The 23,768-nt window shown below is 41.7% G+C and carries 27 protein-coding genes and 1 other RNA gene; 13 read left to right on the forward strand and 15 right to left on the reverse strand.

All coding sequences use genetic code 11. The features are described from left to right. Window positions 1–13: 13 nt before the first annotated feature. Both C1A47_RS05780 and rdgB read left to right on the forward strand, forming a co-directional pair. A complete protein-coding gene (locus C1A47_RS05780) occupies window positions 14–466 on the forward strand; it encodes a hypothetical protein (protein ID WP_111893327.1) in 453 nt (150 codons plus the stop codon). Window positions 467–508: 42 nt separating this feature from the next. Then, on the forward strand, window positions 509–1,138 hold the full coding sequence (gene rdgB / locus C1A47_RS05785; RefSeq protein ID WP_111893329.1) for an RdgB/HAM1 family non-canonical purine NTP pyrophosphatase: 630 nt from the start codon (window positions 509–511) through the stop codon (window positions 1,136–1,138). Between the two features lie 27 nt (window positions 1,139–1,165). Here rdgB and C1A47_RS05790 read toward each other — a convergent pair whose 3' ends face one another. The 3 genes from C1A47_RS05790 to C1A47_RS05800 form a co-directional block, all read right to left on the reverse strand. Further along, on the reverse strand, window positions 1,166–2,047 hold the full coding sequence (locus tag C1A47_RS05790) for a permease (protein ID WP_111893331.1): 882 nt from the start codon (window positions 2,045–2,047) through the stop codon (window positions 1,166–1,168). A 123-nt stretch (window positions 2,048–2,170) separates the two neighbouring features. After that, window positions 2,171–3,004, reverse strand: coding sequence for a DMT family transporter (locus tag C1A47_RS05795; protein WP_111893333.1), 834 nt, complete (start codon window positions 3,002–3,004; stop codon window positions 2,171–2,173). 127 nt (window positions 3,005–3,131) lie between these two features. Further along, window positions 3,132–3,938: an NRDE family protein gene (locus tag C1A47_RS05800; protein ID WP_111893335.1), complete on the reverse strand. Its 807-nt coding sequence runs from the start codon at window positions 3,936–3,938 to the stop codon at window positions 3,132–3,134. 96 nt (window positions 3,939–4,034) lie between these two features. On the opposite strand from C1A47_RS05800, the gene lgt reads away from it, so the two are divergent. The 3 genes from lgt to C1A47_RS05815 all read left to right on the forward strand — a co-directional run bounded on the left by lgt (window position 4,035) and on the right by C1A47_RS05815 (window position 5,657). Beyond that, the gene (lgt, locus tag C1A47_RS05805; RefSeq protein WP_111893337.1) at window positions 4,035–4,847 is read left to right on the forward strand and encodes a prolipoprotein diacylglyceryl transferase; all 813 of its coding nucleotides are present in this window, start codon (window positions 4,035–4,037) and stop codon (window positions 4,845–4,847) included. Between the two features lie 88 nt (window positions 4,848–4,935). Continuing rightward, a complete protein-coding gene (locus tag C1A47_RS05810; protein ID WP_111893339.1) occupies window positions 4,936–5,313 on the forward strand; it encodes a hypothetical protein in 378 nt (125 codons plus the stop codon). Window positions 5,314–5,315: 2 nt separating this feature from the next. Further along, complete coding sequence (locus C1A47_RS05815; RefSeq protein WP_111893341.1) at window positions 5,316–5,657, forward strand: hypothetical protein; 342 nt, start codon at window positions 5,316–5,318, stop codon at window positions 5,655–5,657. A gap of 6 nt (window positions 5,658–5,663) precedes the next feature. Here C1A47_RS05815 and C1A47_RS05820 read toward each other — a convergent pair whose 3' ends face one another. Continuing rightward, entirely contained in the window at window positions 5,664–6,491 is an 828-nt protein-coding gene (locus tag C1A47_RS05820) for a YwqG family protein (RefSeq protein WP_111893343.1), read from the reverse strand. 126 nt (window positions 6,492–6,617) lie between these two features. On the opposite strand from C1A47_RS05820, the gene thyA reads away from it, so the two are divergent. Together thyA and C1A47_RS05830 are read left to right on the forward strand one after the other, a co-directional pair. Then, complete coding sequence (gene thyA / locus C1A47_RS05825) at window positions 6,618–7,460, forward strand: thymidylate synthase (protein WP_111893345.1); 843 nt, start codon at window positions 6,618–6,620, stop codon at window positions 7,458–7,460. Continuing rightward, entirely contained in the window at window positions 7,457–7,969 is a 513-nt protein-coding gene (locus C1A47_RS05830; RefSeq protein WP_111893347.1) for a dihydrofolate reductase, read from the forward strand. Before thyA ends, C1A47_RS05830 begins: the two co-directional genes overlap by 4 nt. Window positions 7,970–8,032: 63 nt before the next feature. Here C1A47_RS05830 and C1A47_RS05835 read toward each other — a convergent pair whose 3' ends face one another. Next, window positions 8,033–8,800 (reverse strand): outer membrane protein, encoded by a 768-nt coding sequence (locus C1A47_RS05835; protein ID WP_111893349.1) that lies wholly within the window; start codon window positions 8,798–8,800, stop codon window positions 8,033–8,035. 320 nt (window positions 8,801–9,120) lie between these two features. Here C1A47_RS05835 and C1A47_RS05840 point away from each other — a divergent pair, with 320 nt between their 5' ends. Both C1A47_RS05840 and msrA read left to right on the forward strand, forming a co-directional pair. Beyond that, entirely contained in the window at window positions 9,121–9,573 is a 453-nt protein-coding gene (locus tag C1A47_RS05840; RefSeq protein ID WP_111893351.1) for an META domain-containing protein, read from the forward strand. Between the two features lie 30 nt (window positions 9,574–9,603). Next, window positions 9,604–10,125, forward strand: a complete 522-nt coding sequence (gene msrA, locus C1A47_RS05845; protein WP_111893353.1) for a peptide-methionine (S)-S-oxide reductase MsrA — start codon at window positions 9,604–9,606, stop codon at window positions 10,123–10,125. A 37-nt stretch (window positions 10,126–10,162) separates the two neighbouring features. Here the strand turns inward: msrA and C1A47_RS05850 are convergent, their stop codons facing one another. Genes C1A47_RS05850 through C1A47_RS05860 form a run of 3 tightly spaced genes read right to left on the reverse strand, consistent with a single transcriptional unit; the run spans window position 10,163 to window position 12,007 of the window. Then, window positions 10,163–10,570, reverse strand: coding sequence for an ExbD/TolR family protein (locus tag C1A47_RS05850; protein ID WP_111893355.1), 408 nt, complete (start codon window positions 10,568–10,570; stop codon window positions 10,163–10,165). Further along, window positions 10,570–11,202 (reverse strand): MotA/TolQ/ExbB proton channel family protein, encoded by a 633-nt coding sequence (locus C1A47_RS05855; RefSeq protein WP_111893357.1) that lies wholly within the window; start codon window positions 11,200–11,202, stop codon window positions 10,570–10,572. The genes C1A47_RS05850 and C1A47_RS05855 overlap by 1 nt, the downstream gene beginning before the upstream one ends. A gap of 34 nt (window positions 11,203–11,236) precedes the next feature. After that, window positions 11,237–12,007: an energy transducer TonB gene (locus tag C1A47_RS05860; RefSeq protein WP_111893359.1), complete on the reverse strand. Its 771-nt coding sequence runs from the start codon at window positions 12,005–12,007 to the stop codon at window positions 11,237–11,239. 330 nt (window positions 12,008–12,337) lie between these two features. On the opposite strand from C1A47_RS05860, the gene ssrA reads away from it, so the two are divergent. Continuing rightward, window positions 12,338–12,697, forward strand: a transfer-messenger RNA (tmRNA) gene (gene ssrA, locus C1A47_RS05865). A gap of 271 nt (window positions 12,698–12,968) precedes the next feature. Here ssrA and C1A47_RS05870 read toward each other — a convergent pair. The 3 genes from C1A47_RS05870 to C1A47_RS05880 form a co-directional block, all read right to left on the reverse strand. Beyond that, window positions 12,969–14,318 carry an OprD family outer membrane porin gene (locus C1A47_RS05870; RefSeq protein WP_111893361.1) on the reverse strand — a complete coding sequence of 450 codons (1,350 nt, stop codon included), beginning with the start codon at window positions 14,316–14,318 and terminating at the stop codon, window positions 12,969–12,971. Between the two features lie 88 nt (window positions 14,319–14,406). Further along, window positions 14,407–15,792, reverse strand: a complete 1,386-nt coding sequence (locus C1A47_RS05875) for an MFS transporter (RefSeq protein ID WP_111893363.1) — start codon at window positions 15,790–15,792, stop codon at window positions 14,407–14,409. Between the two features lie 174 nt (window positions 15,793–15,966). After that, window positions 15,967–16,911 carry a dihydrodipicolinate synthase family protein gene (locus C1A47_RS05880; RefSeq protein WP_111893365.1) on the reverse strand — a complete coding sequence of 315 codons (945 nt, stop codon included), beginning with the start codon at window positions 16,909–16,911 and terminating at the stop codon, window positions 15,967–15,969. A 172-nt stretch (window positions 16,912–17,083) separates the two neighbouring features. Between C1A47_RS05880 and C1A47_RS05885 the strand changes: the two genes are divergently transcribed. After that, window positions 17,084–18,007, forward strand: a complete 924-nt coding sequence (locus tag C1A47_RS05885) for a LysR family transcriptional regulator (protein ID WP_111893367.1) — start codon at window positions 17,084–17,086, stop codon at window positions 18,005–18,007. A 184-nt stretch (window positions 18,008–18,191) separates the two neighbouring features. Here C1A47_RS05885 and C1A47_RS05890 read toward each other — a convergent pair whose 3' ends face one another. Together C1A47_RS05890 and C1A47_RS05895 are read right to left on the reverse strand one after the other, a co-directional pair. Continuing rightward, window positions 18,192–19,352 (reverse strand): alpha/beta hydrolase family protein, encoded by a 1,161-nt coding sequence (locus C1A47_RS05890; protein WP_111893369.1) that lies wholly within the window; start codon window positions 19,350–19,352, stop codon window positions 18,192–18,194. Between the two features lie 28 nt (window positions 19,353–19,380). Continuing rightward, the gene (locus C1A47_RS05895) at window positions 19,381–20,370 is read right to left on the reverse strand and encodes a VOC family protein (protein WP_111893371.1); all 990 of its coding nucleotides are present in this window, start codon (window positions 20,368–20,370) and stop codon (window positions 19,381–19,383) included. Between the two features lie 240 nt (window positions 20,371–20,610). On the opposite strand from C1A47_RS05895, the gene C1A47_RS05900 reads away from it, so the two are divergent. Continuing rightward, the gene (locus C1A47_RS05900; RefSeq protein ID WP_111893373.1) at window positions 20,611–21,075 is read left to right on the forward strand and encodes a MarR family winged helix-turn-helix transcriptional regulator; all 465 of its coding nucleotides are present in this window, start codon (window positions 20,611–20,613) and stop codon (window positions 21,073–21,075) included. A 2-nt stretch (window positions 21,076–21,077) separates the two neighbouring features. After that, window positions 21,078–22,256: a multidrug effflux MFS transporter gene (locus C1A47_RS05905; protein ID WP_111893375.1), complete on the forward strand. Its 1,179-nt coding sequence runs from the start codon at window positions 21,078–21,080 to the stop codon at window positions 22,254–22,256. A 70-nt stretch (window positions 22,257–22,326) separates the two neighbouring features. On the opposite strand, the gene C1A47_RS05910 is transcribed toward C1A47_RS05905, so the two are convergent. Together C1A47_RS05910 and C1A47_RS05915 are read right to left on the reverse strand one after the other, a co-directional pair. Further along, the gene (locus C1A47_RS05910; protein WP_111893377.1) at window positions 22,327–22,935 is read right to left on the reverse strand and encodes an NAD(P)-dependent oxidoreductase; all 609 of its coding nucleotides are present in this window, start codon (window positions 22,933–22,935) and stop codon (window positions 22,327–22,329) included. A gap of 24 nt (window positions 22,936–22,959) precedes the next feature. Further along, window positions 22,960–23,694, reverse strand: coding sequence for an SDR family NAD(P)-dependent oxidoreductase (locus tag C1A47_RS05915; protein ID WP_111893379.1), 735 nt, complete (start codon window positions 23,692–23,694; stop codon window positions 22,960–22,962). Between the last annotated feature and the right edge of the window lie 74 nt (window positions 23,695–23,768).

Below are 23,768 nucleotides of genomic sequence, written 5' to 3' on the forward strand. Positions count from 1 at the left end.
TTTGGACAATAAAATGATCATTAAATTTGATAAAGACTTACTCAAACGACTAGGCATATTTTCAACCATTATTTCAGCTTTAGTTGTCATTTATAATGTTTTTCTAAAACCTAAATTTGAAACAGACATCGATTTTTTAGAAAAAAGCGCTAGAGAAATAAATGCAAAAGCACCTATTAAAACAGACTCAGAAACAGTCCTTGAAGGTGCTCATTTTACTTTTGGGGGGCAGGACTTAAAGCCAACATTGGTATTGACTTATTCCACACCACATCTAAATTCGTCAAATTTCTCGCAACAAGATTTAATACAAAAAGTCGAACCAGCCATCATACAAAAAGCATGTCAACAATTTAAAAATATTCCAAAAATTCAAAGTGATCGGCTCACATTCAAATATAAAGGCAATGATGGAAAGATCATCATCGAAACGAATATTGAGTATTCACAGTGTATAACGCATTAATTCAGTTTAAAATCACTGCATTTTTATCCCTTGGGTTTTATCATGTCATCTAAAGATTGGTTATCCAAAGGCAGTCTTGTACTCGCCAGTAACAATAAAGGCAAAGTTGCCGAATTCGAAACTTTGTTTCAACAGCTCAATTTACCAATTGAAATTATTCCTCAAGGTCGTTTAGACATTGAAGATGCTGTCGAAGATGGTTTAAGTTTTGTAGAAAATGCGATCATTAAAGCACGTCATGCTTCTAAAATTTCAGGTAAACCTGCTTTAGCTGATGACTCAGGTATCTGTGTGCCAGTTCTTGGTGGCGCACCAGGGATTTACTCTGCTCGTTATGTAGGTGAGCATGGCAATGATGCGGCCAACAATCAAAAATTACTCGAAGACTTACAAGCATTTCGAAAAGATAACCAAGCGATTGAAGGCATGTTTGTTTGCGTATTGGCTTTGGTTGAACATGCAGAAGATCCTTTACCTAAAATTTTCCAAGGTATCTGGACAGGTGAAATTCTAGAAGCGGCTCGCGGTGAAAACGGTTTTGGTTATGACCCGCTGTTTTGGCTGCCTGAACTGGGCAAAAGTAGTGCTGAACTCAGCAAAGCGGAGAAAAACCAGATCAGTCACCGTGGTCAAGCCATGCAACTGTTCCGTCAAAGCCTAACTCACGCTTAAGCAAAAACTTCTCAAGGGTTAAATTATTTAGCCCTTGAGCATATGCCAAACCAATCCAAAAATTAAAATGACCACAATACTAACAATCGTCCCTGCCGCAATATAACGCGCTGAATAACCTGTCCCCTGATAATGGGTTTCCAATGCCACAATATTGGCCGCAGGTGGCAAGCAAAATAAAAAGAACATCAAGCCGATATAATCTTTAAACGTATCGATTGGAATACAGAAATAACTGACACTACAAATAATTGCCCCAAATATTAATTTTGGCAGCATGACGCGAACACTATGCCAAAGATCGGCTTTTTCAACTTTGGTGTGGCGTAGCCACATGCCCAGTACGCACATACCTGTAAACACCATACCCACTTTGGCAAATTGATACAGGTGCAGCACCCAGTTCGGTTCCTGAAAGTTTTGCACCTGTAATAAATGCAGAATTGCCGAAATAATCAAGGCAATCACAGGCGGTGAAAATAATACTTTCTTGGCTAAACTCAAGGTATCTTGGGGTGCTGAGCTCACCGCTGAAACAGCCCAAATATTGCCAAACAACGATCCGCCAATATACAGTGCGATCATTGCAGAACTGATTTGATGCCCAAAAATCGCCAAAGCGAATGGGAAACCAAGCCATGCCAAATTGACATAACTGGCACAGAGTGCAATTAGCCGATCTTTAAAGAAATAAACAAAGCCAAGATAGACCAAAAAGGCAGAGATAAAGCTAAACAGCATCAGACTCAAACTACCTGACTGGTAGTAAACCATGTTGTAAATAATCACAAAGGGAATAAAGAACCGCGCCAAAATACGTGAACAAACCGTTTTGATGGATTCGGCAGATTTTAATGTTGCAGTGAGCCAACCAAATATAAATGCCAATGTTGGTAAAACTAGACTCACCCTGATCTCCTTATACTGTGTGTTTTACATGTTGCTGGATATAAAACAGCTTAATGAAATTACTTGAAAATTCCACTAAAATCAAATTTCATCATAAGAACCCATCGTTAAAAAACTCTCCATTTATGCCTTCTTGTTTTTCCCTGCAAAAATCAACAGCAAAATACCACTCAATACCATGACCGTTGCCAACAGCATACGTAAACTAAATACTTCATTTAAAAATACAACGCCAGCCAACAAAGCCAAACACGGTACACTCAATTGCAATGTACTGGCTGTCATACGATCTAGATGTTTGAGAAGGTCATACCAGAGCGCATAAGCCAGCCCAGAAGTTAAGGCACCTGAAAGCATCGCCAAAATCACTCCATTCCAATGCAGTATCAGGCTATGTGGACTCATGAAACTCAATAACACACCAATTGGAACTGCCCAGATAAAATTGTAATAGGTCATCATGATTGGTCGTTCAGCCGACATCCCGATCAAGCTATATGCAACCCAGCTTAAGCCTGCAACCATCATCATCAGCGCATAAAATAAAGACGGTGCATGCGTGGTCGGTAAAAATAGAACCAACATACCGAGGAATGCAACCAATAACCCCATTCCTCTCAGCCATGTGACTTTTTCGCCCTTATAAACGGCATAGAGTGCCATCGAAATTTGCACGGTTCCAAAAAGTAATAAGGCCCCCATGCCTGCATCCAGCCGAACATAGGCAACAGAAAAAGCAAACATATAGCCTGTTAAGCACAGTCCACCTTTCCAATTTTCTCGTTTTGGTTTGACTACATCAGCAGAGTGAATGAGTAAAATCAGTGCAAATATGCCACTTAAAATTCGTATCAGACTAAAACTATATGGATCAATCATGCGTTCAGCTAAGGCTAAACGGCAAAAAATTGAATTGGCTGCAAATGCACTCATGGTGAGTGCGATTTTCCCCCACATGATCTTCAACATCCGTATTGATGATATACATTGCACTATATATAGAATAATTTTCAACCAATAGATAGCATAAAGAAAGACGGAAATTTAAAGCTCATTTCATCAATTTAAATTCAATATTACTGAGTCAAACCTTTGCTTTAATGGACGCACGATCTAAATAGCGAAACTCAAGCTGCTGAATATGTCCTTGTTGTTCGCCATATTGATTTTTTTCCAACCACACGACATGTTGTGAAAATGCACGGAGGAAATTCGAGCAGCGCGTCCCATAGTGTGGACTGACAATAAAGGTTGATGACAGGAGTTGTTCTAATTCTGAAGAAATGCCTGTCTGTGGCAACTGCTCAGGCAAACGCTGACGCTGGTCTTCTAAAATATCCCAAGCCACGTGTTGAAGCTCAGGCTCAGAGATATCAGGCAATGCCAGTAATGGTAAGAGTTCCTGCACAAAACGCTGACGTAAATGTTGTGTTTTTGCCCAGTGCTCCGACATCAATCCATTAGACATGACATATACGCCATGTGCCAGAACTTGCGGAGCTTCACCACGATTGCTCATATAGACGGCTTGCTGCCGATCACCCACAATCAGGTTAAAGCCTGCATAATCTTGCTGATGCTGTTCGAGTTGCTGCGTGAAACGAATTGGTGGCAGATCTGAAGCCAGATAATCTGCCACGATGTCACCGCGCGAAGTTGGATAGACACGTTGATCTGAAGCATCGCGATAGTTGGTAATCACTGCCCAGCGCCCCGCCTCCGTCACTCCCATCCATGTTCCCCCCGACTGCAAGTCCTGTCCTGCAATAATCGGACTATTTTCCCAATGCTTTAAAGATTGGGTTGGGCGTGCGTAGAACTCGTCACGATTGGATAATAAACACACAGGTAAGCCTTCAATGACCTGCCAAGCCAGCGCCACAATACACATAACAGTTCCTTTGTATCTTTACACACTGAATGTACAACAATTTTAAGGTTTATCAGCTAGAATCTTGCAAAACATACAGAAATGAAAGGAATAGTCATGCTGACCTATCCCAACATCAATCCAATTGCGATTGAGCTTGGTCCAATAAAAGTACACTGGTATGGGTTAATGTACCTCTTGGCATTTTTATGTGCATGGGGACTTGCCAACTATCGCGCTAAACAACGCACCGACTGGACAGCGGAAATGGTCTCCGATTTAGTCTTTTATGGGGCTTTAGGTGTCGTACTCGGTGGTCGGGTTGGCTATGTGCTTTTCTATGAATTTGATAAATTTCTTGCCAATCCACTCTGGTTGTTTCAAGTCTGGACAGGTGGCATGAGTTTTCATGGCGGCTTTATCGGTGTAATGGTTGCCATGCTGTTATGGTGCAAGAAATATCAAAAGACTTGGTTTCAGACCATGGACTTTGTCGCACCCTGTGTACCAACAGGCTTAATGTTTGGGCGCATTGGAAACTTTATTGGTGGTGAATTGTACGGTCGCCCCGTAACTGATCCCAATTATCCATTTGGCATGATCTTCCCGACTGACCCATTGCATTTAGTGCGCCACCCATCACAAATTTACCAAGCACTATGTGAAGGCTTATTGCTGTTTATCATTTTATGGTGGTTTAGCAGCAAACCTCGACCACGCATGGCAGTTTCAGCTTTATTTTTAATTGGTTATGGTTGTGCACGCTTCTTTATGGAATTTTTCCGCGAACCCGATGCAGATCAGGGCTTTATCCTGTTTGGTTGGGTCACGAAAGGGCAAATGCTATCTTTCCCGATGATTGTTGCGGGTTTACTGCTAATGGCATTTGCCTACCAGCGTAAAATTTATGACTGGACACTGAATAAATAAAAGCAAAAATACAGCAGAGAATGAGGGGCGAAAGCCCCTTTTTTTATGCTAAAGTGCCACACTGCTTCCATCATGTTATTGAGATAAGATGCTCGAATTTTGGTTTGAATCGAATACAACACTTGCCAAGAAAATCTTGATTTTACTCATCACGGTTGCCATCGCTGCGGGATTGTATCTCTATAAACCACTTCCTGCGTTGGTCATCCTGATGTTTACAGGCTCAGGACTGGTATTTTTGATTTGCCGTTATGCACGCCTAAAAATCGCCAAAAATGACCCAAGCCGCTTTTTATTTCGTGTATTTACATGGATTCCTCTCGCCCTGATCTTGGCCTTGTTGTTTATGAAAACCATGGACGACTTACTAATTTTAGGTGTTCAGGGACTCGCCTTTATGGCGCTGAGTGTTTTTATTTTTTCTCCATTAGCACGTTTGTCAAAACCTACTTCTTCTGAATCTTAATTATGCTGCAATTTTGGTACTCTGAACGCTGTAATCGCCACGTGAAACTCGTGATCACTATCGCCATTTGTGTAATGACCACACTCCTGTCAAAAATATCTGCTCTCCCTTCACTTTGGGTCGGCATTTGTGTTGCTGTAGGTGTTTTTATGCATCTGATTTATCAATATGGTGCACGTTATCCTTATACAAAAATTTTGGTCTGGATTTTGCCTGTGGGTGGGCTGATTGCACTGGGTTTACAACCCAGCAATGCGCTATGGGCATGGATCGGTCAAGGGCTCGGTTTTATTATTTTGGGTCTTTTTGTGATGTCTATTTATCAAAACCGAGCCAAACGCTAACAGGGTTTATGAACAATCCCAGTTATAAAGCACTTTAGAAAAATCACGATTTTTCAGATCATCGGGGTGTATAAAAAAGTTGCCTACACCGCAATCACCCCACATGATGTCTACCCCATTGTCGGTATCCGAATCGATCTGTAGCAACAACACATAATCCTGAATGGTCGGATTAAACTCGCGTGGATCAGACTGAGTAAAGAATGGATAACCACCAATTCGATGCCCATTGGCAGGACACAAATCTGCATACGGCTCATAGCATTCTTCATAAAAATCCTCACCCTCGAATTGTTCCTCGAAGTCAAAGACCTGATCAACCGCTAAAACTTGTCGTCCGAAATGCGTATCTTCAATACTGATATACTGCTCGGTTGGGGTAAATGTCAGCGCGTATTGCCCTGTGAGTGGAGAATAAACCTCATCGGCATTTGACGAAGATGGAAACACTTGATGCAATTGCGCCAAATCTTGTATCACCTGCTCAAAATACTGCACTCGAAAGTCTTGCTGTAAACGTGGCTCATCAAAATCTGCACCGTACAAATCATCTGTACCAATAAAAAACTGCAAGACCCCCGTACTTGGAAAATCGGGATGGGCAGGCATTTCAGAAAAATTAAGCTGAGCCAGCAACTTCAGTGGTCGACCTTCGCGATCAACAGGATAAGACGCAGTTAAGGGTAAATAAGGCTCTCCACCGACTTTACTTTGCCACACGTTTAAATGTTCAGATGGACTCAATTGCATTTCGATGCTCGGTTTTGCCGAGGCCAAAATCTGATTTTTATAGGCCTGCAACGCTGCGGGCAACTGCTGTAGATCAATGGTCATTTTTGCTAATTAAATATTATTGGGCTTTGATGGCGATTAGTATAAACTTCTCAGACTGACAAATCTTGGCGTGAATGCCATAGTGCGACAACTAACGTCGTAACATTTCAGATCTATAGGAATTTTATGAAAGCGTATCTTGATCTACTACAGCACATTCTGGACAACGGTGGCGATAAGGGCGACCGTACAGGGACAGGGACACGTTCTGTATTTGGTCATCAAATGCGTTTTGACCTGAACCAAGGCTTTCCCTTACTCACCACCAAAAAAGTTCATTTTCGCTCGATTGCAATTGAGCTATTGTGGTTCTTAAAAGGTGATACCAACGTTCAATATTTACAAGACCATAAAGTCACCATTTGGGATGAATGGGCAACCGCAGAACAAACCGCGCGTTTCGGCCGCCCTGAGGGTGAACTTGGCCCTGTCTATGGTCACCAATGGCGTAACTTTGGCGCGACTAAAAATGCCGATGGCAGTTATCAAAAAGATGGCTTTGACCAGATTCAGTGGTTGATTAATGAAATCAAAACCAATCCAAATTCGCGTCGCCTGATTGTTTCGGGCTGGAATCCTCAAGAAGCTGGACAAGTCGCTTTACCACCCTGTCATACGCTGTTCCAGTTCTTTGTACAAGATGGCAAATTGTCTTGCCAGTTATATCAGCGTAGTGCCGATGTATTCTTGGGCGTGCCGTTTAATATTGCCAGTTATGCCCTACTCACCCATATGATTGCGCAAGTTTGTGGTCTAGGTGTTGGCGACTTTGTCTGGACAGGTGGCGATACGCATCTATATGCCAATCACTTTGAGCAAGCCCGTTTACAATTAACACGTGAGCCTTTACCACTGTGTCAGCTTCAACTTAATCCAGAAATTCAAGATATTTTCGAGTTTAAGTTTGAAGATATCGAAATCGTAAATTATCAATCACATTCTGCAATTAAAGCACCGGTGGCTGTATGAGTTTTCAAGGAATCGAAGTCGTCCATGTTGTCGCTATGGATCAACAACGCTGTATTGGTAAAGGAAACGCCCTACCTTGGCATATTTCCGCAGACTTAAAACACTTTAAAGCCATCACGCAAGGTGGTGTAGTCGTAATGGGGCGTAAAACTCTTGAATCTATGGGACGTGCTTTACCTAAACGAGTCAATTGGGTGATTACCCGTGATCCATCATGGTCTTTTGACAAGGTTAAAATCGCACATAGTATTGAAGATGCATTAGCTCTAGCGCTACCAGATGTCGCTGCAAGTGAAAAACCTGAAAGTATTTTTGTGATTGGTGGTGGGGAAATTTTTGCACAAACCATGCCGATTACGGATCGTCTCGAGTTAACCCATGTTGAACTAGATGTACAAGGTGATGCGTATTACCCTGAAATTCCAACAGAATTTCACAAGATAAGCAGTGAAAAGCAGATTGATGAACAATCTGGAGTTGCTTTTGAGTTTGCAACCTATACGAAATAAATGAAATAAAAAAAGAGGAACAAGATTGTTCCTCTTTTTTGCATCTAGCTGTAACAACTCAAATTAGAATGAGTAGCGTAGACCCAATGCAAGGTTATGGGCACGTAGATCATAACTTGATTCTTGAGTTCCCGTATAATTTCCATTAGAAGTAATATAATTCAGTTTAATTTTACCTGAATCAATGTATTTATAAGAAAGGTCAGCTGCTAAGTTAGGCGTAATAGCATAGGATGTTCCGACACCAACAGCCCATATAAAGTTAAAATTAGTTTTGGCGGTTGTTGAAAAATCATAAGATCCGCCTGACCATACACCTGTTATATCATTATCGGAAAGCACACCCTTTGCATGAATACGCGTTGCACCAACACCTACTGCAAAATATGGCGTAAATTTACTGCTATTTTTCCAATCAAAGTAGGTATTCCACATCATTGACTGCTGCTGTAATTTAACTGTATCTTTTAAATAATATGGATAGTAGTAAAAACCTGTTTTACTTACAAATTTATGATCTTCTTGTGCTGAATATTCCAATTCAGTACGTACAGGCACATGCAAACTTGGCTCTAAATTCCAACCAAAGGCCAAAGCACCAGAAACTAATGTTTTTTGACTATTGGACATACCAAAAATAGAACCACTAATTGGATATGTAGAATAATTCGCATCGCTATTATAATTTAAATGATTAGGATCTAAATCGGTAATATTTGCTCCAATTTTTACTGAAACATAAGCATCCTTCAACACTCCTTCTGCTGCTAAAGCTGGAACAGAAACTGTTGTAGCTAATGCTCCAATAATCAAAATTGTATTTCTATTCATTTTGAAAACTCCTTTTCCTTTTAATTCTTTTGCTGTGCTACTGGCTGTGCTACTGTTTGCTGTGCTACTGACTGTGTAAGAAAGATAGACTTTTTTGAATATGTTTTAGCCTACTATACTAACAATTCGATACAAATCAACACAAAAATCACATTTTTAACCAATATAATGTAAATTTCACATGAAATATAAAATAATATGAAACACATCACATTTATAAGAAATATCGTCAACAAATATAAAGTTACATAACCCAATAGCACTATTTTTTAAATTAAATATACTGAAGAAAACAACTAAAATAGGATTAAACTATAGCCATGAAAAAACTGATTTTACTGATTATTTTGACAAGTACTGGTTTGATTTCTGCATGCTCCAACTTTTCTGGACATTCCTCAATACCAGCGTTACAGCAACAGCAGCTTCAAACCAAAGAAATGGTTTGGCAACTTTATCGTATCGATGGGCAGACACTATCGAATCAAGAAAGTACACATCTACCCTATTTACGCTTTGATGCCGCCAATAAACAAGTAAGTGGTAGTGATGGATGTAACCGAATTTTTGGCAGTTACCAAATACAAGGAAATACACTACATCTAAGTCCATTAGCCTCGACTAAAATGATGTGTATAGATGATATGCAAATCAGTGATCAATTTCATTTAGCTTTAGCAAAAGTCGAAAGCTTTAGCATTGAGCAGCAGACGCTAAAATTAAAAGATCAGTCTAATCATGTGATTATGGAATTTCATTCTCAGAGTCACTAAAATATTTTGAGTTCATTTAAGGATATAGATATGCAACAGGCTTTATTTGGTGGTGGCTGTTTTTGGTGTGTTGAAGCTGTTTTCTTACAGCTTCGTGGTGTGACTCATGTTACAAGTGGTTATGCTGGCGGCCACAGTACTGAACCAAGCTATGAAGCTGTTTGTAGTGGAAACACAGGACATGCTGAAGTGGTGCGTATAGATTTCGATGAACAACAAATTAGTTATCATGATCTTCTCACGGTGTTCTTTGCAACACATGATCCAACCACACTCAACCGACAAGGCAATGATATTGGAACACAATATCGCTCAGTGATTTACTACTACAATGATGAGCAAAAACAGCAAGCCGAAGCGTTAATCAACGAGCTAAAGGCTGAGGGCATTCAGATTGTCACTGAATTATCATCTGAACCGACTTTTTATGCTGCTGAAGATTATCATCAAAACTATTATGCAAAGAATCCGACACAAGGTTACTGTAATTTTGCAATTCCACCGAAACTTAACAAACTGCGTAGTAAATTCCAGAGTTTATTGAAAGCATAAAAAAAGCGACCATCAGGTCGCTTTTTTTATTTTTAAATCAGTTATTTTCGCTTACAAAAGCGATATCACTCAGCCCGGCTTCGCTTGCACGTGACATCACTTGCGCCACCATATCGTAACGGGATTCTTTATCCGCACGAAGTTGCACAGTTGGCTTTTCTGCTTGCTGACCTGCCACATTGAAACGTTGAGCTAGGTCATCTAAGCTAATAATTTGATCATTCCACGCCACCTCACCTTTGGCATTAATACTAATGGTAATTGCCTGTGGTGGTGGCGTCGTAATTTGTGCAGTTGTCTTGGGTAAAGTTAAAGGAATCGAAGGATTCGCAACTGTTGCTGTAACCAAGAAAATGATCATCAACACCAGCATAATATCGATTAGCGGAATGAGGTTCATCTCATTCATGCCAGTATCGTGATCTTCACCCAATTGAAAAGCCATTATGCTTGACCTCCAGCATAACTTTGTTGTGTTGCTTTGGTTGTATTCACCGCAGCAGTTTGTGCTGTAGATTCTTGTTGCAACATGGTATCAATTAACAAACTATGCGCTTTGTCTTGAAGTGCATGTGCAAGTGCACGATTCGCACGAACACAAATGTTATAAGCAAGTACCGCAGGAATCGCAACACCCAAACCCAAACCTGTCATGATCAGTGCTTCACCAACTGGTGTTGCAACTTGAGCCAGACCTGCCTGTCCACTACGGCCAACCGCAACCAATGCATGGAAGATTCCCCACACTGTACCAAATAGACCTACAAAAGGTGCAATAGAAGCAATTGTACCTAACACTGCTACACCTTTTTCTGCTGAAGTTTTTTCTTCAGAGATTTGACGCAACAAAGCTTGCTCTGCAACCGCTTTACGCTGCTCAAATGCAAGTGGTGCAAGCTTCGCTTTCAACTTTGTCAGCGCTTGTTCGAGTTGAGCATATGCCTGTTGCTTAAGTTGACGCGTACCCATCAAACGCAGTGCGAAGATCGTCCACGTTGTGATCGACATTGCAATTAACACAAAATACAGTGTTTTACTTACTGCATCAGCATTTTGCCAGTAGACTGAAAAGTTCATGCTCGAACTCCTGATTTCATAAATTAGCCGTAAATTATGGTGTTAAATCAAATGGTTGTTTCGCCTTAATTGGATACGCAACACCATTTTCTTTATAAGGTTTAAATTTTGCGCCACGTACTGCTCGAAGAACTTTCTCATCGAGTGCAGATACGCCGCTACTTTTAACAATCGTTACTTTGGTAATTTTGCCTTTTTCATCAGCTTCAATTAAAACCACAACACTACGTGCTGAACCTTGAAGCTCACTACCATCATAAGAAATGTGTGGTGAACGGCTCCACTGCACTCCTGAACCACCAATACTGACCGTTTTTGGAGATGGATCTGCCGCAGGTGCGCTCGGTTGAGGTGTTACAGGTTGTGGTGCAGGCTGAGGTGTCGGTTTCGTCACGACTGACGTTGTCGTGGTCACTACAGGTGTCACGGGAGCTTTCACCACTGTTTGCTCAACAGCTTTTTTCGGCGATGGAGCTTTCACTTGTTGAATTTTTTCCACCTTTTTAGGCGGTGGAGGTAACTGTTTTTCAACAATCTTAACTTCCTTTACCTCTTTTGGTTTTTCCTGTGGTTTTGGTTTTTCTTTTGGTTTTGGAGGTAACGGTTTTGGAGGTTGTTGAATCTTAACAAAACGAACGTGTAATGGATCTTTATGAATTGGTTTTAAGTCCTGAATTTTCATTTGACCTAATGCCCATAATACGCCCACGTGTCCAACTACAACAACGGCTAATGCAGTGAGGATTTTCTTTTTCATATGATCGCTTGGGTTAGGATCTAAATTCAGCACGGGAGAGTGACTCATAACACAACAATAACCTGTGATGTACGATTCATCTAGCGATCTAATCGGCAAGATGAATCACAACTATTGGGTTGGACGATTAAGCCTCAATATAATAAATGAGAAGTGTTTTCATTTGCAACCTCTTTTTCATAATTCTTCATGCAGAAAATTCAGCTTTGAAACAGAGATAAATCATCATGAAAACTTACAAATTTAATGATATAACATAACACTATAATTTCCAATGAAATCTATGTAACTTCACTCCACAAATTCCATATATAGATCAAAAGTTTAAGAAAAACTATCAGTTTTTCAATTGGTATGTTATACTTCGAGAACCATTATGGGGATGTTATTGGCTTCGACGCTGGTGATGAAACTCATAGATGCATGCCGAGAGCGCATTTCCTCTCGTAAATCAAATTTGCATTTTTATAGTCGCAAACGACGAAACTTACGCTCTAGCTGCCTAAGGGCCGCTTGTCCGCTTCACTGAATACTTGTGGTCAGTGAACCCGACCGAAGCGAACGCACACAAGTCCGTATAAAGTCAAGCCTCGGGGCTTTATACCAAATTAAGAGGATCGCGTTTTGTACCCTGTTCGTCGGGTCACTCAATGTTAAAACAATAGACGATATCTAAGCATGTAGTATTCTCGAGCGTAATGCTGGCGGACGCGGGTTCAACTCCCGCCATCTCCACCATATACTTAAATTTATATGCCGTAATATGACGATGTATAAGTTGAAAAGGCTTAAATCTAAAGGGTTTAAGCCTTTTTTCTTGCTTATATATAACGAATCATAACTGTATATACCACTGCTCACCATGTATCACTCCTTGTATCCTTGATAAAAAATTGAAACGGCAGGGATACAAGAAAAATCAGACCTATCAATATTAAAAAACTTGGGCTTATAAAAACCCAAATAATTTAATTTTGCCATCAGTTTATACACAACAGAGTATGTCTTGCTAAAACTTATATGTATAAGTTAAAGCTACACGATGTTGATGCCATGAAGATTTCAGCATGCCATTTATTTTCTGAGACAAATTATCTCGATCAAAACGGGAATGATAGGTGAGATAAGAATAACGAAAATCTAAATGTCTTAAATATGGAATTTTATAGGCAAGCGTAAACTCGGTAAAATGTTCCTTTCCAGTGACATCACTTTGAATGTTACTTTGATGTGCACCACTTCCCGTAATATATTTAAACTCTGTACTTAAGCCTTGGATATAGTCTTTCCAGTTATATCTGATTCTTGCCATCCATGCCAATTCATCCCTATTTGTAAAATCTGGCCCAATTACGGTTGATGTCGGAAAGGGATTCGTTCCATTATCCTGAATTAAAATCTGATCACGTGCCGATCTGGTGGAGTAGTTATCTTCAATCCAGAAACCATATATTTTGGTTAGGGCTGCGCCTAACTCCCAATTATTTTTTTTCCATGTGGCCTCAACAAAATACCCTTGTCCACGGTTTTCAATACTTTGTCCTTTAATACAATCAAGATCAGCTTCTGCACCACATTTAAACAGGTCACCAGCATTTCTTGAAAACATTGCCCCAGAGCGAAAATCCACACGGCTTGTTGATAATGGCAAACTATAATCAGCGATCAAACCATACTTCTTTAAATAGTGAGCGCTATTCAGATACTCAGCATTCAGTCCCCAACGGTCATATTTATATTTCATTCCAACTAATGCGACATAGTTAATTTTTTGATTATTGTCTGTCACAAAACTTGTAAATTTATCTGCTGTTCTAGGTTGCCACTTATTGTAATATCCTGCATATGCATTCCAGTTTTGTTGTAGTTGATAGCGTAGACTCACACCAGAAAATGTATCGGGTACAGCTCGGTTAAATGTACTTTTAATCAACATGGTATCGACCTTTTGTCGCCCGATACGAAGCTCATTCCCCTCGCCTAACTTGGCTTTTATCGCTAAAACTCCAACGCTGGCAAAACCCGTGTCTAATTTTCCATTGGGACGAACATCTAAAAGCTGTACAGTCGGTGTTCCAGAATCTGCAAGTTTCACTACCCCGTAAAGAGATGCATCTAGTCCAATCAGGTCATCGTAATATGCCGACTTATAATTTAATTCTGCGCCCAAAGCTGACTGCTGATATTGAGTTGTTTTAGGATTTGGGTTTAGGGTAGATGCATGTGCCTGACCATTATCTGAAAAATATCGTGTATTTAGTTTGAGTTCCAAGCTTTGATCTTCAAGCTCATCTGCCAGCACATGCTGACAGCATATCGTAGCCATAGATAAGCTTAAAATTTTTGCAAATTTCATCATAAAATCCTTTTTTAAGATAAAAAGAGGCTGGACCTAGTGCTGCTATGAGCACTAAGCCATCAACAAGAAGTAGAGTGTTTTTAAATCATTAAGGAGAGAGTTTTTCGAGCATTTGCCCTTTTGTTTCTATTGCAAACCAGAATGTTACAAGTCCACCAACCAATGCAACCACAGCTAAAACACTAAACACGTACTGGATACCGTAACCAGCAACAACCAGTCCGACCATGAGTGGCCCAATTGCAGATCCTGCACGTAACCAAGCTGTGCTAAATCCAATGCCCATCGCTCTTAATCTCGTTGGATAAAGCTCGGCAGCATACAAATACAGTGAGAATGAAATCGTCTGTAAAATTGCATAGCTCAGTGTTGCCAAAACCAGAACTTGTGTCGCTGTTTTGGCACCGAGTATAGAAAGACTCATTAAAGGAATAATCGCCAAGAAAAAAGCAGCGGTGTACCAAGGGCGTCGTCCTACTTTATCAATCATTAAAGCGCATAAGATTGATGCAATAACCCCAACACCTGAAGTGATCCAACCATAACCTAGACTTGTTTGCAGTGACAAACCAAAATGTTGTTTATAAAGTGATGGAAGCCACGTCACCATCGCATTGTTGACCATGTAAACGCAAAACCACATGCCCCAAAGCGTAAAGGTACGTTTACGATATATGCCACTAAACAGTTCGCGCCAATCCGTTTTTGCCATTGCTTGAGGATTAATTTCTTTCACAATCGGCTCAGATAGCACTTTCCCTTGCCTAATTGCACCCTGCTCAAAGCAAGTGACTACTTGATCGGCTTCTGCAAAACGACCTTTAGACGCCAACCAGCGTGGTGATTCTTTCAGGAAAAATCTAAGCGGAATAACCAGTACCGAAGGAATCAACCCCACAATAAACATGACTTTCCAGCCATAAATCGGCATAAGGAAATATGCAGCCATGCCAGCAAACATTAACCCTAAAGGAAACAGGACTTCATATAACAAGAAAAATTTTCCGCGTTTCTCGGCACCAATAAACTCATTGATATATGCACTGGCAACAGGCACTTCGCCACCTGTTCCAACACCCTGAAAAAACCGAAAAACCAGTAAAGATAAGCCACTCCATGCAAACAAGCAGGAAATATCCATTGCCACAAAAAGCAGGATTGTAAAAGACAGCACCTTGATTCGGCCGACTTTTTCAGCCAAAGAACCAAAGAAAACTGCACCAAATAATTGGCCCACATAACCTGCAGCAATAATCGCGCCGACAAAAGCAGGTGTTAAGTGCCACTCACTGATTAACTGGGGTAAAGCAAAAGCAATTGCCAGAACAGTATAGGCATCAAAAAACGTCGCTATACCAATAGTGACCCGCATAAATTGCAACTCACGTGTTACAGGAATTCGTTCGAGTCTTGCAATAATTTCAGCATTTTTTTGATGATGATGAATTAATTCCGTATCTGCTAGATTTGTCATCCTCATTCTCCTTTTCAACTACATTCCTCGTAGTCTTTTTGTTTTTTAAGCTGTAACTACCTGTCACCAGCAATGTCGTCCTTTTTTATTCTTATTTTTAGATTCATGTCCGAACTTCGCCTCAGGCAGCCTACATGATAAAAGGGCTAACGTAAAATGTTAGCCCTTTGAGTGTTAAGCAACCGCCTGTTTTTCAGTGACTTTACCGATACCTGCCAAACGCATCGCTTCATGAATTTCCTGTTCAGCCCCTGCTGCCAAAGGAAGTAACGGTGAACGAACTGTTGCATGATCGAGAATACCGCGTGCAACCAAGGCATGTTTGAGTGCAACCGTACCTTCCATATGCGAACCACGATGGTAAACATTACGGGTGACTGGTAAAAGCTGATCATGAATAGCACGCGCTTTCTTATAATCTTTCGCCTTACCTGCTTGAATCATCTCAATCAACAGTTCAGGTGCAATGTTGCCATAACCGACCAGTGCCCCATCGACATCGAACATGGTGTGTAGCAAATATTCATCATGACAGGTCAGGATTTGCAGATCTGGGCGTTCACGGCGAATAATAGGAATTTCCACATCCCAACGGCGCATATTACGCACACCATTTTTCATGGCAAACACACCTGGTTGTGCAGAAATGTCGAGTAAGGTGTCCAAATCATAGGTAGCTTTGGTTGCATCAGGATATTGGAACAAAATTGAAGGCAATCCGCTTTCTTCGTAAATCGCTTTATAGCGGTCTTGCGGTGCACCTTTTTGATAACCAAAACGCAACCAGCCATGGGATGGATAAATCAGACCTGCCGATGCACCCGCTTCAACTGCACGCTTGGCTTCTTGTGCTGCAACTTCCGTCCCTTCTAAAGTGATACCTGCAATGACTGGGATTTGGTTATCAACTGATTTCACAAAACTTTCGATCACTTGTTGCTGTTCTTTTTGCGAAAGGAATGTGCCTTCACCAGCATGACCAAGAACAACAAGACCTTTAACGCCATCAATGCTGCCAAGCCAAGAACCAAGTCGTTGAATTGCTGCATGGTCAACTGCGCCATCACGTGTAAATGGAGTTACAGGGGCTGGTGTTAAACCGCGTAAATCAATGCTCATCTTCTGTATCCTTGTAAATCATCAAATTAAAAATATAAAATTAATATAATTCAATAAGATAATTGAATATTTAAACTTTATGATTAAAGTATAGGATGGATAAAATTGTTCGAGAATCCGCTATTTTTATATTTCAGTTATACTGGATTTGTATATCTCACAGGAATGAGAAATGAATTACACCCAATGGAAATTATTTTTAGATGCAAATGATTTAGGCAGTTTAAGCAAGGTGGCTCAGTTCTATAACACCAGCCAGCCACAAATTAGCCGTCAACTCCAAGAGTTAGAAGATTTCTGTGGAGGACGGTTATTTCACCGTACAGGTCGGGGGGTCACACTGACGGATTTGGGATTGTTTTTGCTTCCCAAGATTCGCCACTGGATTAAACTCACTGAACAATTACAAAATGATATTCATCATTCTAGTAAAAATTTAATCGGCAAAGTGAGGATTGGCAGCATTCCTTCCACAGCTCATCCATTACTGACTGCCGTCAGTCATCGTTTAAAAGAGGAATATCCACAAATTGAACTTTCAGTCCGTGAAGGCCAAGGTGTTCAATTAGAAAAATGGCTGGAGGAAGGCTCGGTCGATTTATCTTTACTCTATCGCTTTCAATCTTCTTCACAGAATGGCGATTTATATTTAGCGGAAGTAGACACCTATCTGGTTGGGAAAAAAGAAGATCCTTTATTAAAAAATACCACGATTGATTTTGCACAGTTAGATGGCTTGCCTTTGGTCACGTTTTGTCGACCAAGCAGTTGGGTCAGTCATCTGGAAACGATCGCACGTCAAAAACAAATTGCGCTTAATATCGCCTTTGAAGCAGATTCGATCAGTATGCAAATGCACCTGATTGAAAGTGGCCGTTATTATGGAATTTTAAGCCCGCAAGCCATTAAGAATCATACTCAAGATCAAAAACTCGCGGCAGTCAAAATCGTGCAACCCAATATTAAACGCTATTTATCATTATCGATGTCACCGCATACTTATTTAACACCACCATGCAGAAAAGTCATTGATATTATTAAAGATATATTAAAGTCTGGTGATCTGGATTTTTCCAGCTTAAATGAAGATGCTTAAAGGCAATCTTTGCAGAAATGACTTTCAAATAAAGATCTATATGTTTTATGACACCTCAAAAGTGTAGTTACCAAATCTTCTACAGCAAATTAACGTCATGAAAGATAAAGCACTGAAGAACAAAACTGTCTTCAGTGCCTTTTAAAGAAATCGATCCGAATGATCTTATGCTTTGCTGTATAAGTTATGCCAAACGCCCATGAAAACGCTCAGCAACCCAATCGGCAATATAAGCGCCAGCATTGGCAGTATTGTCCAGACTACTATGCTGCACGCCCCCTTCACGCTGGGTAAAGATTTTTAGTTCGCGATCTGGGCTATTCACCAGTTGATCGTAAGACTGATGTGCATATTCCAAAGGAATCTGTTTATCGGCTTCACCATGTGTCACCAAAAATGGAACACGAATATTCTGCAATATGCCATTTAGATGTACATGTTGGGCGATATCCATGAATTCATCCATATCTTTTGCCCCCCAGACCCAGCGCACATGCTCCCAATAATGCGGCACAGGATTTTCACCTTCACGTTGCAAACGGCGTTTTTGCATTTCGCCCCAGTTATGGTTGGCACCCCAAACCACACCCAAAGCAAAACGCGGTTCAAATGCCACCGCACGCGGGCAGTAATAACCACCAAGTGATACCCCAAGCAGACCAATCTTTTTGGCATCGACATCGGGACGTTGCTCCAGATAATCCACCACTTTACTTGCCCACTGTTCGGTTTCCACCACTGCCGTTAAACCATGCAAGCGCAAGGCTTCTCCTGTTCCTGGCTGGTCAATGAACACACTGGAAATACCGCGTTTTGCCAGAAGCTGCGGGAATAATCCTGCGCGATAGACCATTTCCTTGGTCGAGTCCAAACCGTTAATGATGACTAAGCATGGCGCTTCGCCTGTCACACCTTCAGCATGGGTATATAAGCCTGCAATGATGCCATTCTGATAGGGAATTTCGACCCGTTCACAGGGTTCTTTTGCCAGTTGCATACCCTCTTGGAAAGTCTTTAAAAACTTGGCATACAAAGCTTTACGGGGTGCATAGCCATGAGCCTGCATCCGCTCTGCGGTGATATAGTAAATCGCTGCACGATTGAGTTTGTCGCCTGCACTAAACAAATGCCCCGCGGCTTTATCTTCTTCGACCAGTGCCAGCAGATTATCCCCCCCCTGTTCCCATGACGCTAAAAATGCCGCAGTCCCTGGATCATCTCCCTCTTTGGCAATGTTCGCAAGTGGACGGCACATGGCTTCAATCTCACCAATTTTTGCGCCCATTTCAATTGCCGCAGCGACGGCTAGACTCCAAACATAGTTGGTTTCAAAATATTTAAACATCCAGTTTTATCCTTAGAAATGAATGGGTTTATTCGGCTTTCAGTTCACGCATGTAAGCTTCTTCACCTTGGTAAAAACCGACATCCCAAGGAATATCTTCCAGCATGAAAGCAGGTGGTTTGGTCATCCAAGAGGCTGTACCAAAGCGGAACTCCCATTCACGCGGCACCCAGTTATCATCCAAATAATCGGTGTCTGCACCGTATTCGGTTTCGCCGCCGACAGGTGACTCGAAGTAACAGAAAATCGCCGAAGCAATGCGGTGTCGTCCAATCCCCAAGAAGCCATGTGTCCAGCCCCGTTTGGTCATATAGTTCGAGCCAATCATCACTTCATCAAAATCTTCCACGCCAAAACAGGCATGGTGAAAACGTGGAATGCCGCCTGCTCCAGGCACTTCACAGTTCAGCAAGAAGGTGTTGTGATGCTCATGTGCCCCATCGGCACGAAGGTAAGTTCCAATCCCTTTTTGATGGTCAGACATGCGAAAGTTCAGACGGTCACGGAAAAACGCAAAAGTTTTCCAATAGTCTTTGACTGCAAAAACTACATGGTTGATGGTTTTGGGAATGGCACGGCGACGCCATTTTCGTTGCTGATTTAAACGGTTGATATTGCCCGAAGAATTGATCGGGTCAGTCGAATACACCACTTTTTGACGGTCAAATACGCGCAGTGCCAAAGGTAGGCCACAGTCTGAACGGAAGCGCCATGCACCATCTTCACCCAAAGTGACTTCACGATCTCGTTTTAGATCTTCTACCAAGCGTTGCAGGTTGTCTTCGGTATCAACCCCCCAAATGGTTTCCTTGACGCCAAAACCTGTATACACCGAGTCAGATGGCATTGATGCATGATCAATCGGTCGTACAATTACGGTCGAGCCTTCTGCCAGACGATAAACCGTTTCCTCAGCATTCGAACTTAAACGCTGCAAGCCAAAATCATCAAAAAATTGTGTCGCTTTTTCAAGGTCTTGAACCCCGTAAAGCAATGTATCAATACCTACAATTGCCATAGCTAAATTCCTTTTTAATCCTTGTTCCAATTTAAAGAATCACGATATGGAATTCAGATTAGTCTGTGATTTGGCTCTCCACAAATGCTTTATAAGCATGGCTGGTATCCATAGAACAAATAGGTTTTCTTTTAATAAATCTGTGGGACAAATTGCTTTTCGCTTCATACAATACTTTGGTTGATTTATATGCAATTATGAATTATATTCCTTAATGAATATTATTTTTGGTTTTATGTGATGTCAGAATCAATCGGTCAATATTTAGATCATCTACATGCTTTGGTCGCTACTGTGCTTTTTCCACATATGGGCAAAGCCTTAAATGGTGATTTCTCTTTTAGTCAGCTTAATACCCTATTTCTTCTCTACAAGCAGGGTCCTTGTAGTATTGCTGAAATAGCTGAAAATGCGTCAATTTCCCATAATGCAGCCAGCCGTATGGTCGATCGTCTGGTACAAGGAGGTTATGTGACCCGTGTGGAAGATCAACATGACCGTCGCCTTAAAAAAGTGTCGCTGACCGTTGCAGGCTTTAACAAACTCAAGGAATTACAGATCATTACCACCGATGTGTATAACCAAGTGTTATCGACTGTTCCTATTGAATTACAGCAACAGCTGAAAGATGTTCTACAACAAATTTTACCGTACTTACCTAAAACCACTCGCTTTGTGGTCAATCGACCTAACGAGGAAGTTTAATAATGAGTGCTTATATCCGCTATTCAATTATTTTGGGAGTTTTGACAGCTTTTGGTCCAATTTGTACCGACTTTTACCTGCCTGCCTTGCCACAAATCAGCAGCGATTTGCATACCTCCGTGCCGCTCTCTCAACTCAGTCTGACCGCTGCCCTAATTGGTTTAGGCATTGGGCAACTGTTTTTTGGCCCTTGGAGTGATCGGATTGGGCGCAGAAAACCACTGATGCTGGCATTGGCTTTATTTACTTTAAGTTCGATTGGCTGCATGTTCGTGCAAGACATTACCCAAATGGTGGTGATGCGCTTTATTCAAGGTTTTGCAGGTGCAGGTGGTGCTGTGCTTGCCCGTGCCATTGCCAGTGACCGCTATGCAGGTAAACAATTGGCCCAGTTTTTTGCCCTGATTATGGCGATTAACGGGATTGCCCCGATTATTGCACCTGTATTGGGGGGCATTCAGTTGCAGTTCACCGAGTGGCAAGGGCTGTTTGCCAGTTTGTCGATTTTAGGTGTGGTGATTTTTCTGCTGTGCTATTTCCTGATTGCAGAGTCACACGACCCCAACCGTGTGGGGCAATTGCACAAGTCATTTAAACTTGCATTCACAACCGTAGTCAAAGACAAGATTTTTATCGGACTATGCCTGATGCAGAGCATGATGATGGGTGGGTTATTTGCCTATATTGGCGCATCATCTTATGTATTTCAGGAAAATTATCACTTCTCGGCTCAAAGCTATAGCCTGCTGTTTGCGGTCAATGGCTGTGGACTGATTATTGCTGCAATCGCGACCTCAAAATTGCTGAATTATTTTTCTGAGAAAAAACTGTTGATGATGGCTCTTGGCATTGCGATGACTGCCAGTTTAGCCTTTCTGATTGCCAGTGCCTTACAAGCACCGATATTGCTGTGTCTCGCGCTGTTATTTATCACCATTTCCACTGTAAGCTGTATCAGCTCGTTGACCAGTGCGCTTGCGATGGCACGTCAGCATGAATTTTCTGGAACTGCTTCAGCACTATTGGGCTTTTTAATGTTTGCGATTGGTGGCATAACTGCGCCACTGACTACACTGCTTGGCACATCTTTACTGTCGATGAGTGGGGTGATTTTTATGTGTTATTTACTCGCAGGAATCAGTTGTCTGGTGACCTTCCGATATAAGATGCAGCTGATTTAAACATGCAAAAAAGAGCTTATATTCATCTTATATAAGCCCTCCTTTCATTTAACTTCAATACTGGTTTGAATTAATACCCCACAGTAAAACGCTGGCGAATATGTTGTGGATACTCTAATTCATCAATCAGTGCCACCGCATAATCCTGTGTGGAAATATGACTCATGCCCTCTTTGAGTAACAGTTCCTCTTTCCCTAAACGGAACTGCCCTGTGCGTTCGCCCGATTTAAAAATCATGGAGGGCGACAGCACTGTCCAGTTGAGATCAGGCTGCTGCCGCAAGGTTTCCAGAATCGCAATGCCTGCCAATGCTTCAGGTTTGACATGCTCGGGGAATTTCGGATCATCGACCAAACGCTGCCCAGACTCTAGGGTTAATCCCCCTGCTCCACCAACCATCAGATAACGCGGTACAATGGTCTTTTTCAGGGCATCCAGTAAATGCTCAATCTGCGTATCAGTAAAATGCACGGCACTAATCACCGCATCCTGACCTGCCAGTAACGGCGTTAGTTGTGCCGTGTTATTGATATCCGCCTGTCGTGCTTCCACCTGTTCATGCTGGGCAATTTTTTCAGGAGAACGGGCAATCGCGGTGACCTGATGACCTCGTGCCACCAGCTCATTTAAAATGCTGGAGCCTGCCATCCCACTTGCACCAATCAATGCAACTTTCATGTGCTTATCCTTATCATTTGATGATTAAAATAAAAACCCACCATCGACATGAAAGACTTGCCCAGTCATATAACCCGACTCAGGCGAAATCACAAAACTCAGCACGCCTGCCAAATCGTTTGGTTCACCATTCCGTTTAATAAACTGGCTGTTTTTCACATGCTCAAACAGTTCCGAAGGCAAGGCTTGTTCGCTGCCCTCATGCTTGATTAGCCCTGGGGAAATTGCATTCACAGTAATGCCACGATCTCCGAGTTCCACTGCCAGCGCGCGGGTGAGACCAATCACGCCCATTTTGGCTGCGATATAGCCCAAGAAACCTTTTTGCGGACGACCTGTATTGCTCGATGCAAAATTGACAATCCGTCCCCAGCCTTGCTCAATCATGTTCGGCGCAAAGATTTTGCTGAGCAGATAGGACGCATCCAGTGACACCGCCATGGTTTTTTTCCATTCCAAGAAGTTACTGTCTTCAAAGTTTTGCAGGGGAATATAGGCGGCATTATTCACCAACACATCGCAACGTCCAAAATGCTGCAAAATTTTTTGTCCTGTATGCTGAATCTGATCGGGATTGCTCAAATCACACTGAAATGCCTGAGCATCTGCGCCCAATGCCTGCAATTGTTGTATCTGCTCCTGCATATCGACACAGTCGACCAGTGCCAAACGATAACCCTGTTCTGCCAGACGACGGGCAAATGCTGCACCCAAACCACCTGCTGCACCTGTTAAAACCACGACTTTTTTAGACATCATTGTCACTCCTTGTTTTTAAAATATTGTCCTGTTGTGCCCTGCCAGCATAAAAGCAATCTTGATACACGAGAAGA

It is taken from the genome of Acinetobacter sp. MB5 (assembly GCF_003261585.1).
Taxonomy (GTDB): domain Bacteria; phylum Pseudomonadota; class Gammaproteobacteria; order Pseudomonadales; family Moraxellaceae; genus Acinetobacter.

What these genes read in the sequence shown, in the direction of transcription:
- C1A47_RS05835 (WP_111893349.1), bottom strand. Translation starts at nt 8,800, where the DNA reads ATGAATAGAAATACAATTTTGATTATTGGAGCATTAGCTACAACAGTT.
- C1A47_RS05780 (WP_111893327.1), top strand. Translation starts at nt 14, where the DNA reads ATGATCATTAAATTTGATAAAGACTTACTCAAACGACTAGGCATATTT.
- lgt (WP_111893337.1), top strand. Translation starts at nt 4,035, where the DNA reads ATGCTGACCTATCCCAACATCAATCCAATTGCGATTGAGCTTGGTCCA.
- C1A47_RS05850 (WP_111893355.1), bottom strand. Translation starts at nt 10,570, where the DNA reads ATGGCTTTTCAATTGGGTGAAGATCACGATACTGGCATGAATGAGATG.
- C1A47_RS05870 (WP_111893361.1), bottom strand. Translation starts at nt 14,318, where the DNA reads ATGATGAAATTTGCAAAAATTTTAAGCTTATCTATGGCTACGATATGC.
- C1A47_RS05820 (WP_111893343.1), bottom strand. Translation starts at nt 6,491, where the DNA reads ATGACCATTGATCTACAGCAGTTGCCCGCAGCGTTGCAGGCCTATAAA.
- C1A47_RS05895 (WP_111893371.1), bottom strand. Translation starts at nt 20,370, where the DNA reads ATGGCAATTGTAGGTATTGATACATTGCTTTACGGGGTTCAAGACCTT.
- C1A47_RS05885 (WP_111893367.1), top strand. Translation starts at nt 17,084, where the DNA reads ATGAATTACACCCAATGGAAATTATTTTTAGATGCAAATGATTTAGGC.
- C1A47_RS05860 (WP_111893359.1), bottom strand. Translation starts at nt 12,007, where the DNA reads ATGAGTCACTCTCCCGTGCTGAATTTAGATCCTAACCCAAGCGATCAT.
- C1A47_RS05810 (WP_111893339.1), top strand. Translation starts at nt 4,936, where the DNA reads ATGCTCGAATTTTGGTTTGAATCGAATACAACACTTGCCAAGAAAATC.
- C1A47_RS05800 (WP_111893335.1), bottom strand. Translation starts at nt 3,938, where the DNA reads ATGTGTATTGTGGCGCTGGCTTGGCAGGTCATTGAAGGCTTACCTGTG.
- C1A47_RS05875 (WP_111893363.1), bottom strand. Translation starts at nt 15,792, where the DNA reads ATGACAAATCTAGCAGATACGGAATTAATTCATCATCATCAAAAAAAT.
- rdgB (WP_111893329.1), top strand. Translation starts at nt 509, where the DNA reads ATGTCATCTAAAGATTGGTTATCCAAAGGCAGTCTTGTACTCGCCAGT.
- C1A47_RS05915 (WP_111893379.1), bottom strand. Translation starts at nt 23,694, where the DNA reads ATGATGTCTAAAAAAGTCGTGGTTTTAACAGGTGCAGCAGGTGGTTTG.
- C1A47_RS05840 (WP_111893351.1), top strand. Translation starts at nt 9,121, where the DNA reads ATGAAAAAACTGATTTTACTGATTATTTTGACAAGTACTGGTTTGATT.
- C1A47_RS05855 (WP_111893357.1), bottom strand. Translation starts at nt 11,202, where the DNA reads ATGAACTTTTCAGTCTACTGGCAAAATGCTGATGCAGTAAGTAAAACA.
- C1A47_RS05905 (WP_111893375.1), top strand. Translation starts at nt 21,078, where the DNA reads ATGAGTGCTTATATCCGCTATTCAATTATTTTGGGAGTTTTGACAGCT.
- thyA (WP_111893345.1), top strand. Translation starts at nt 6,618, where the DNA reads ATGAAAGCGTATCTTGATCTACTACAGCACATTCTGGACAACGGTGGC.
- C1A47_RS05890 (WP_111893369.1), bottom strand. Translation starts at nt 19,352, where the DNA reads ATGTTTAAATATTTTGAAACCAACTATGTTTGGAGTCTAGCCGTCGCT.
- C1A47_RS05910 (WP_111893377.1), bottom strand. Translation starts at nt 22,935, where the DNA reads ATGAAAGTTGCATTGATTGGTGCAAGTGGGATGGCAGGCTCCAGCATT.
- C1A47_RS05880 (WP_111893365.1), bottom strand. Translation starts at nt 16,911, where the DNA reads ATGAGCATTGATTTACGCGGTTTAACACCAGCCCCTGTAACTCCATTT.
- C1A47_RS05900 (WP_111893373.1), top strand. Translation starts at nt 20,611, where the DNA reads ATGTCAGAATCAATCGGTCAATATTTAGATCATCTACATGCTTTGGTC.
- C1A47_RS05795 (WP_111893333.1), bottom strand. Translation starts at nt 3,004, where the DNA reads ATGTGGGGGAAAATCGCACTCACCATGAGTGCATTTGCAGCCAATTCA.
- msrA (WP_111893353.1), top strand. Translation starts at nt 9,604, where the DNA reads ATGCAACAGGCTTTATTTGGTGGTGGCTGTTTTTGGTGTGTTGAAGCT.
- C1A47_RS05815 (WP_111893341.1), top strand. Translation starts at nt 5,316, where the DNA reads ATGCTGCAATTTTGGTACTCTGAACGCTGTAATCGCCACGTGAAACTC.
- C1A47_RS05830 (WP_111893347.1), top strand. Translation starts at nt 7,457, where the DNA reads ATGAGTTTTCAAGGAATCGAAGTCGTCCATGTTGTCGCTATGGATCAA.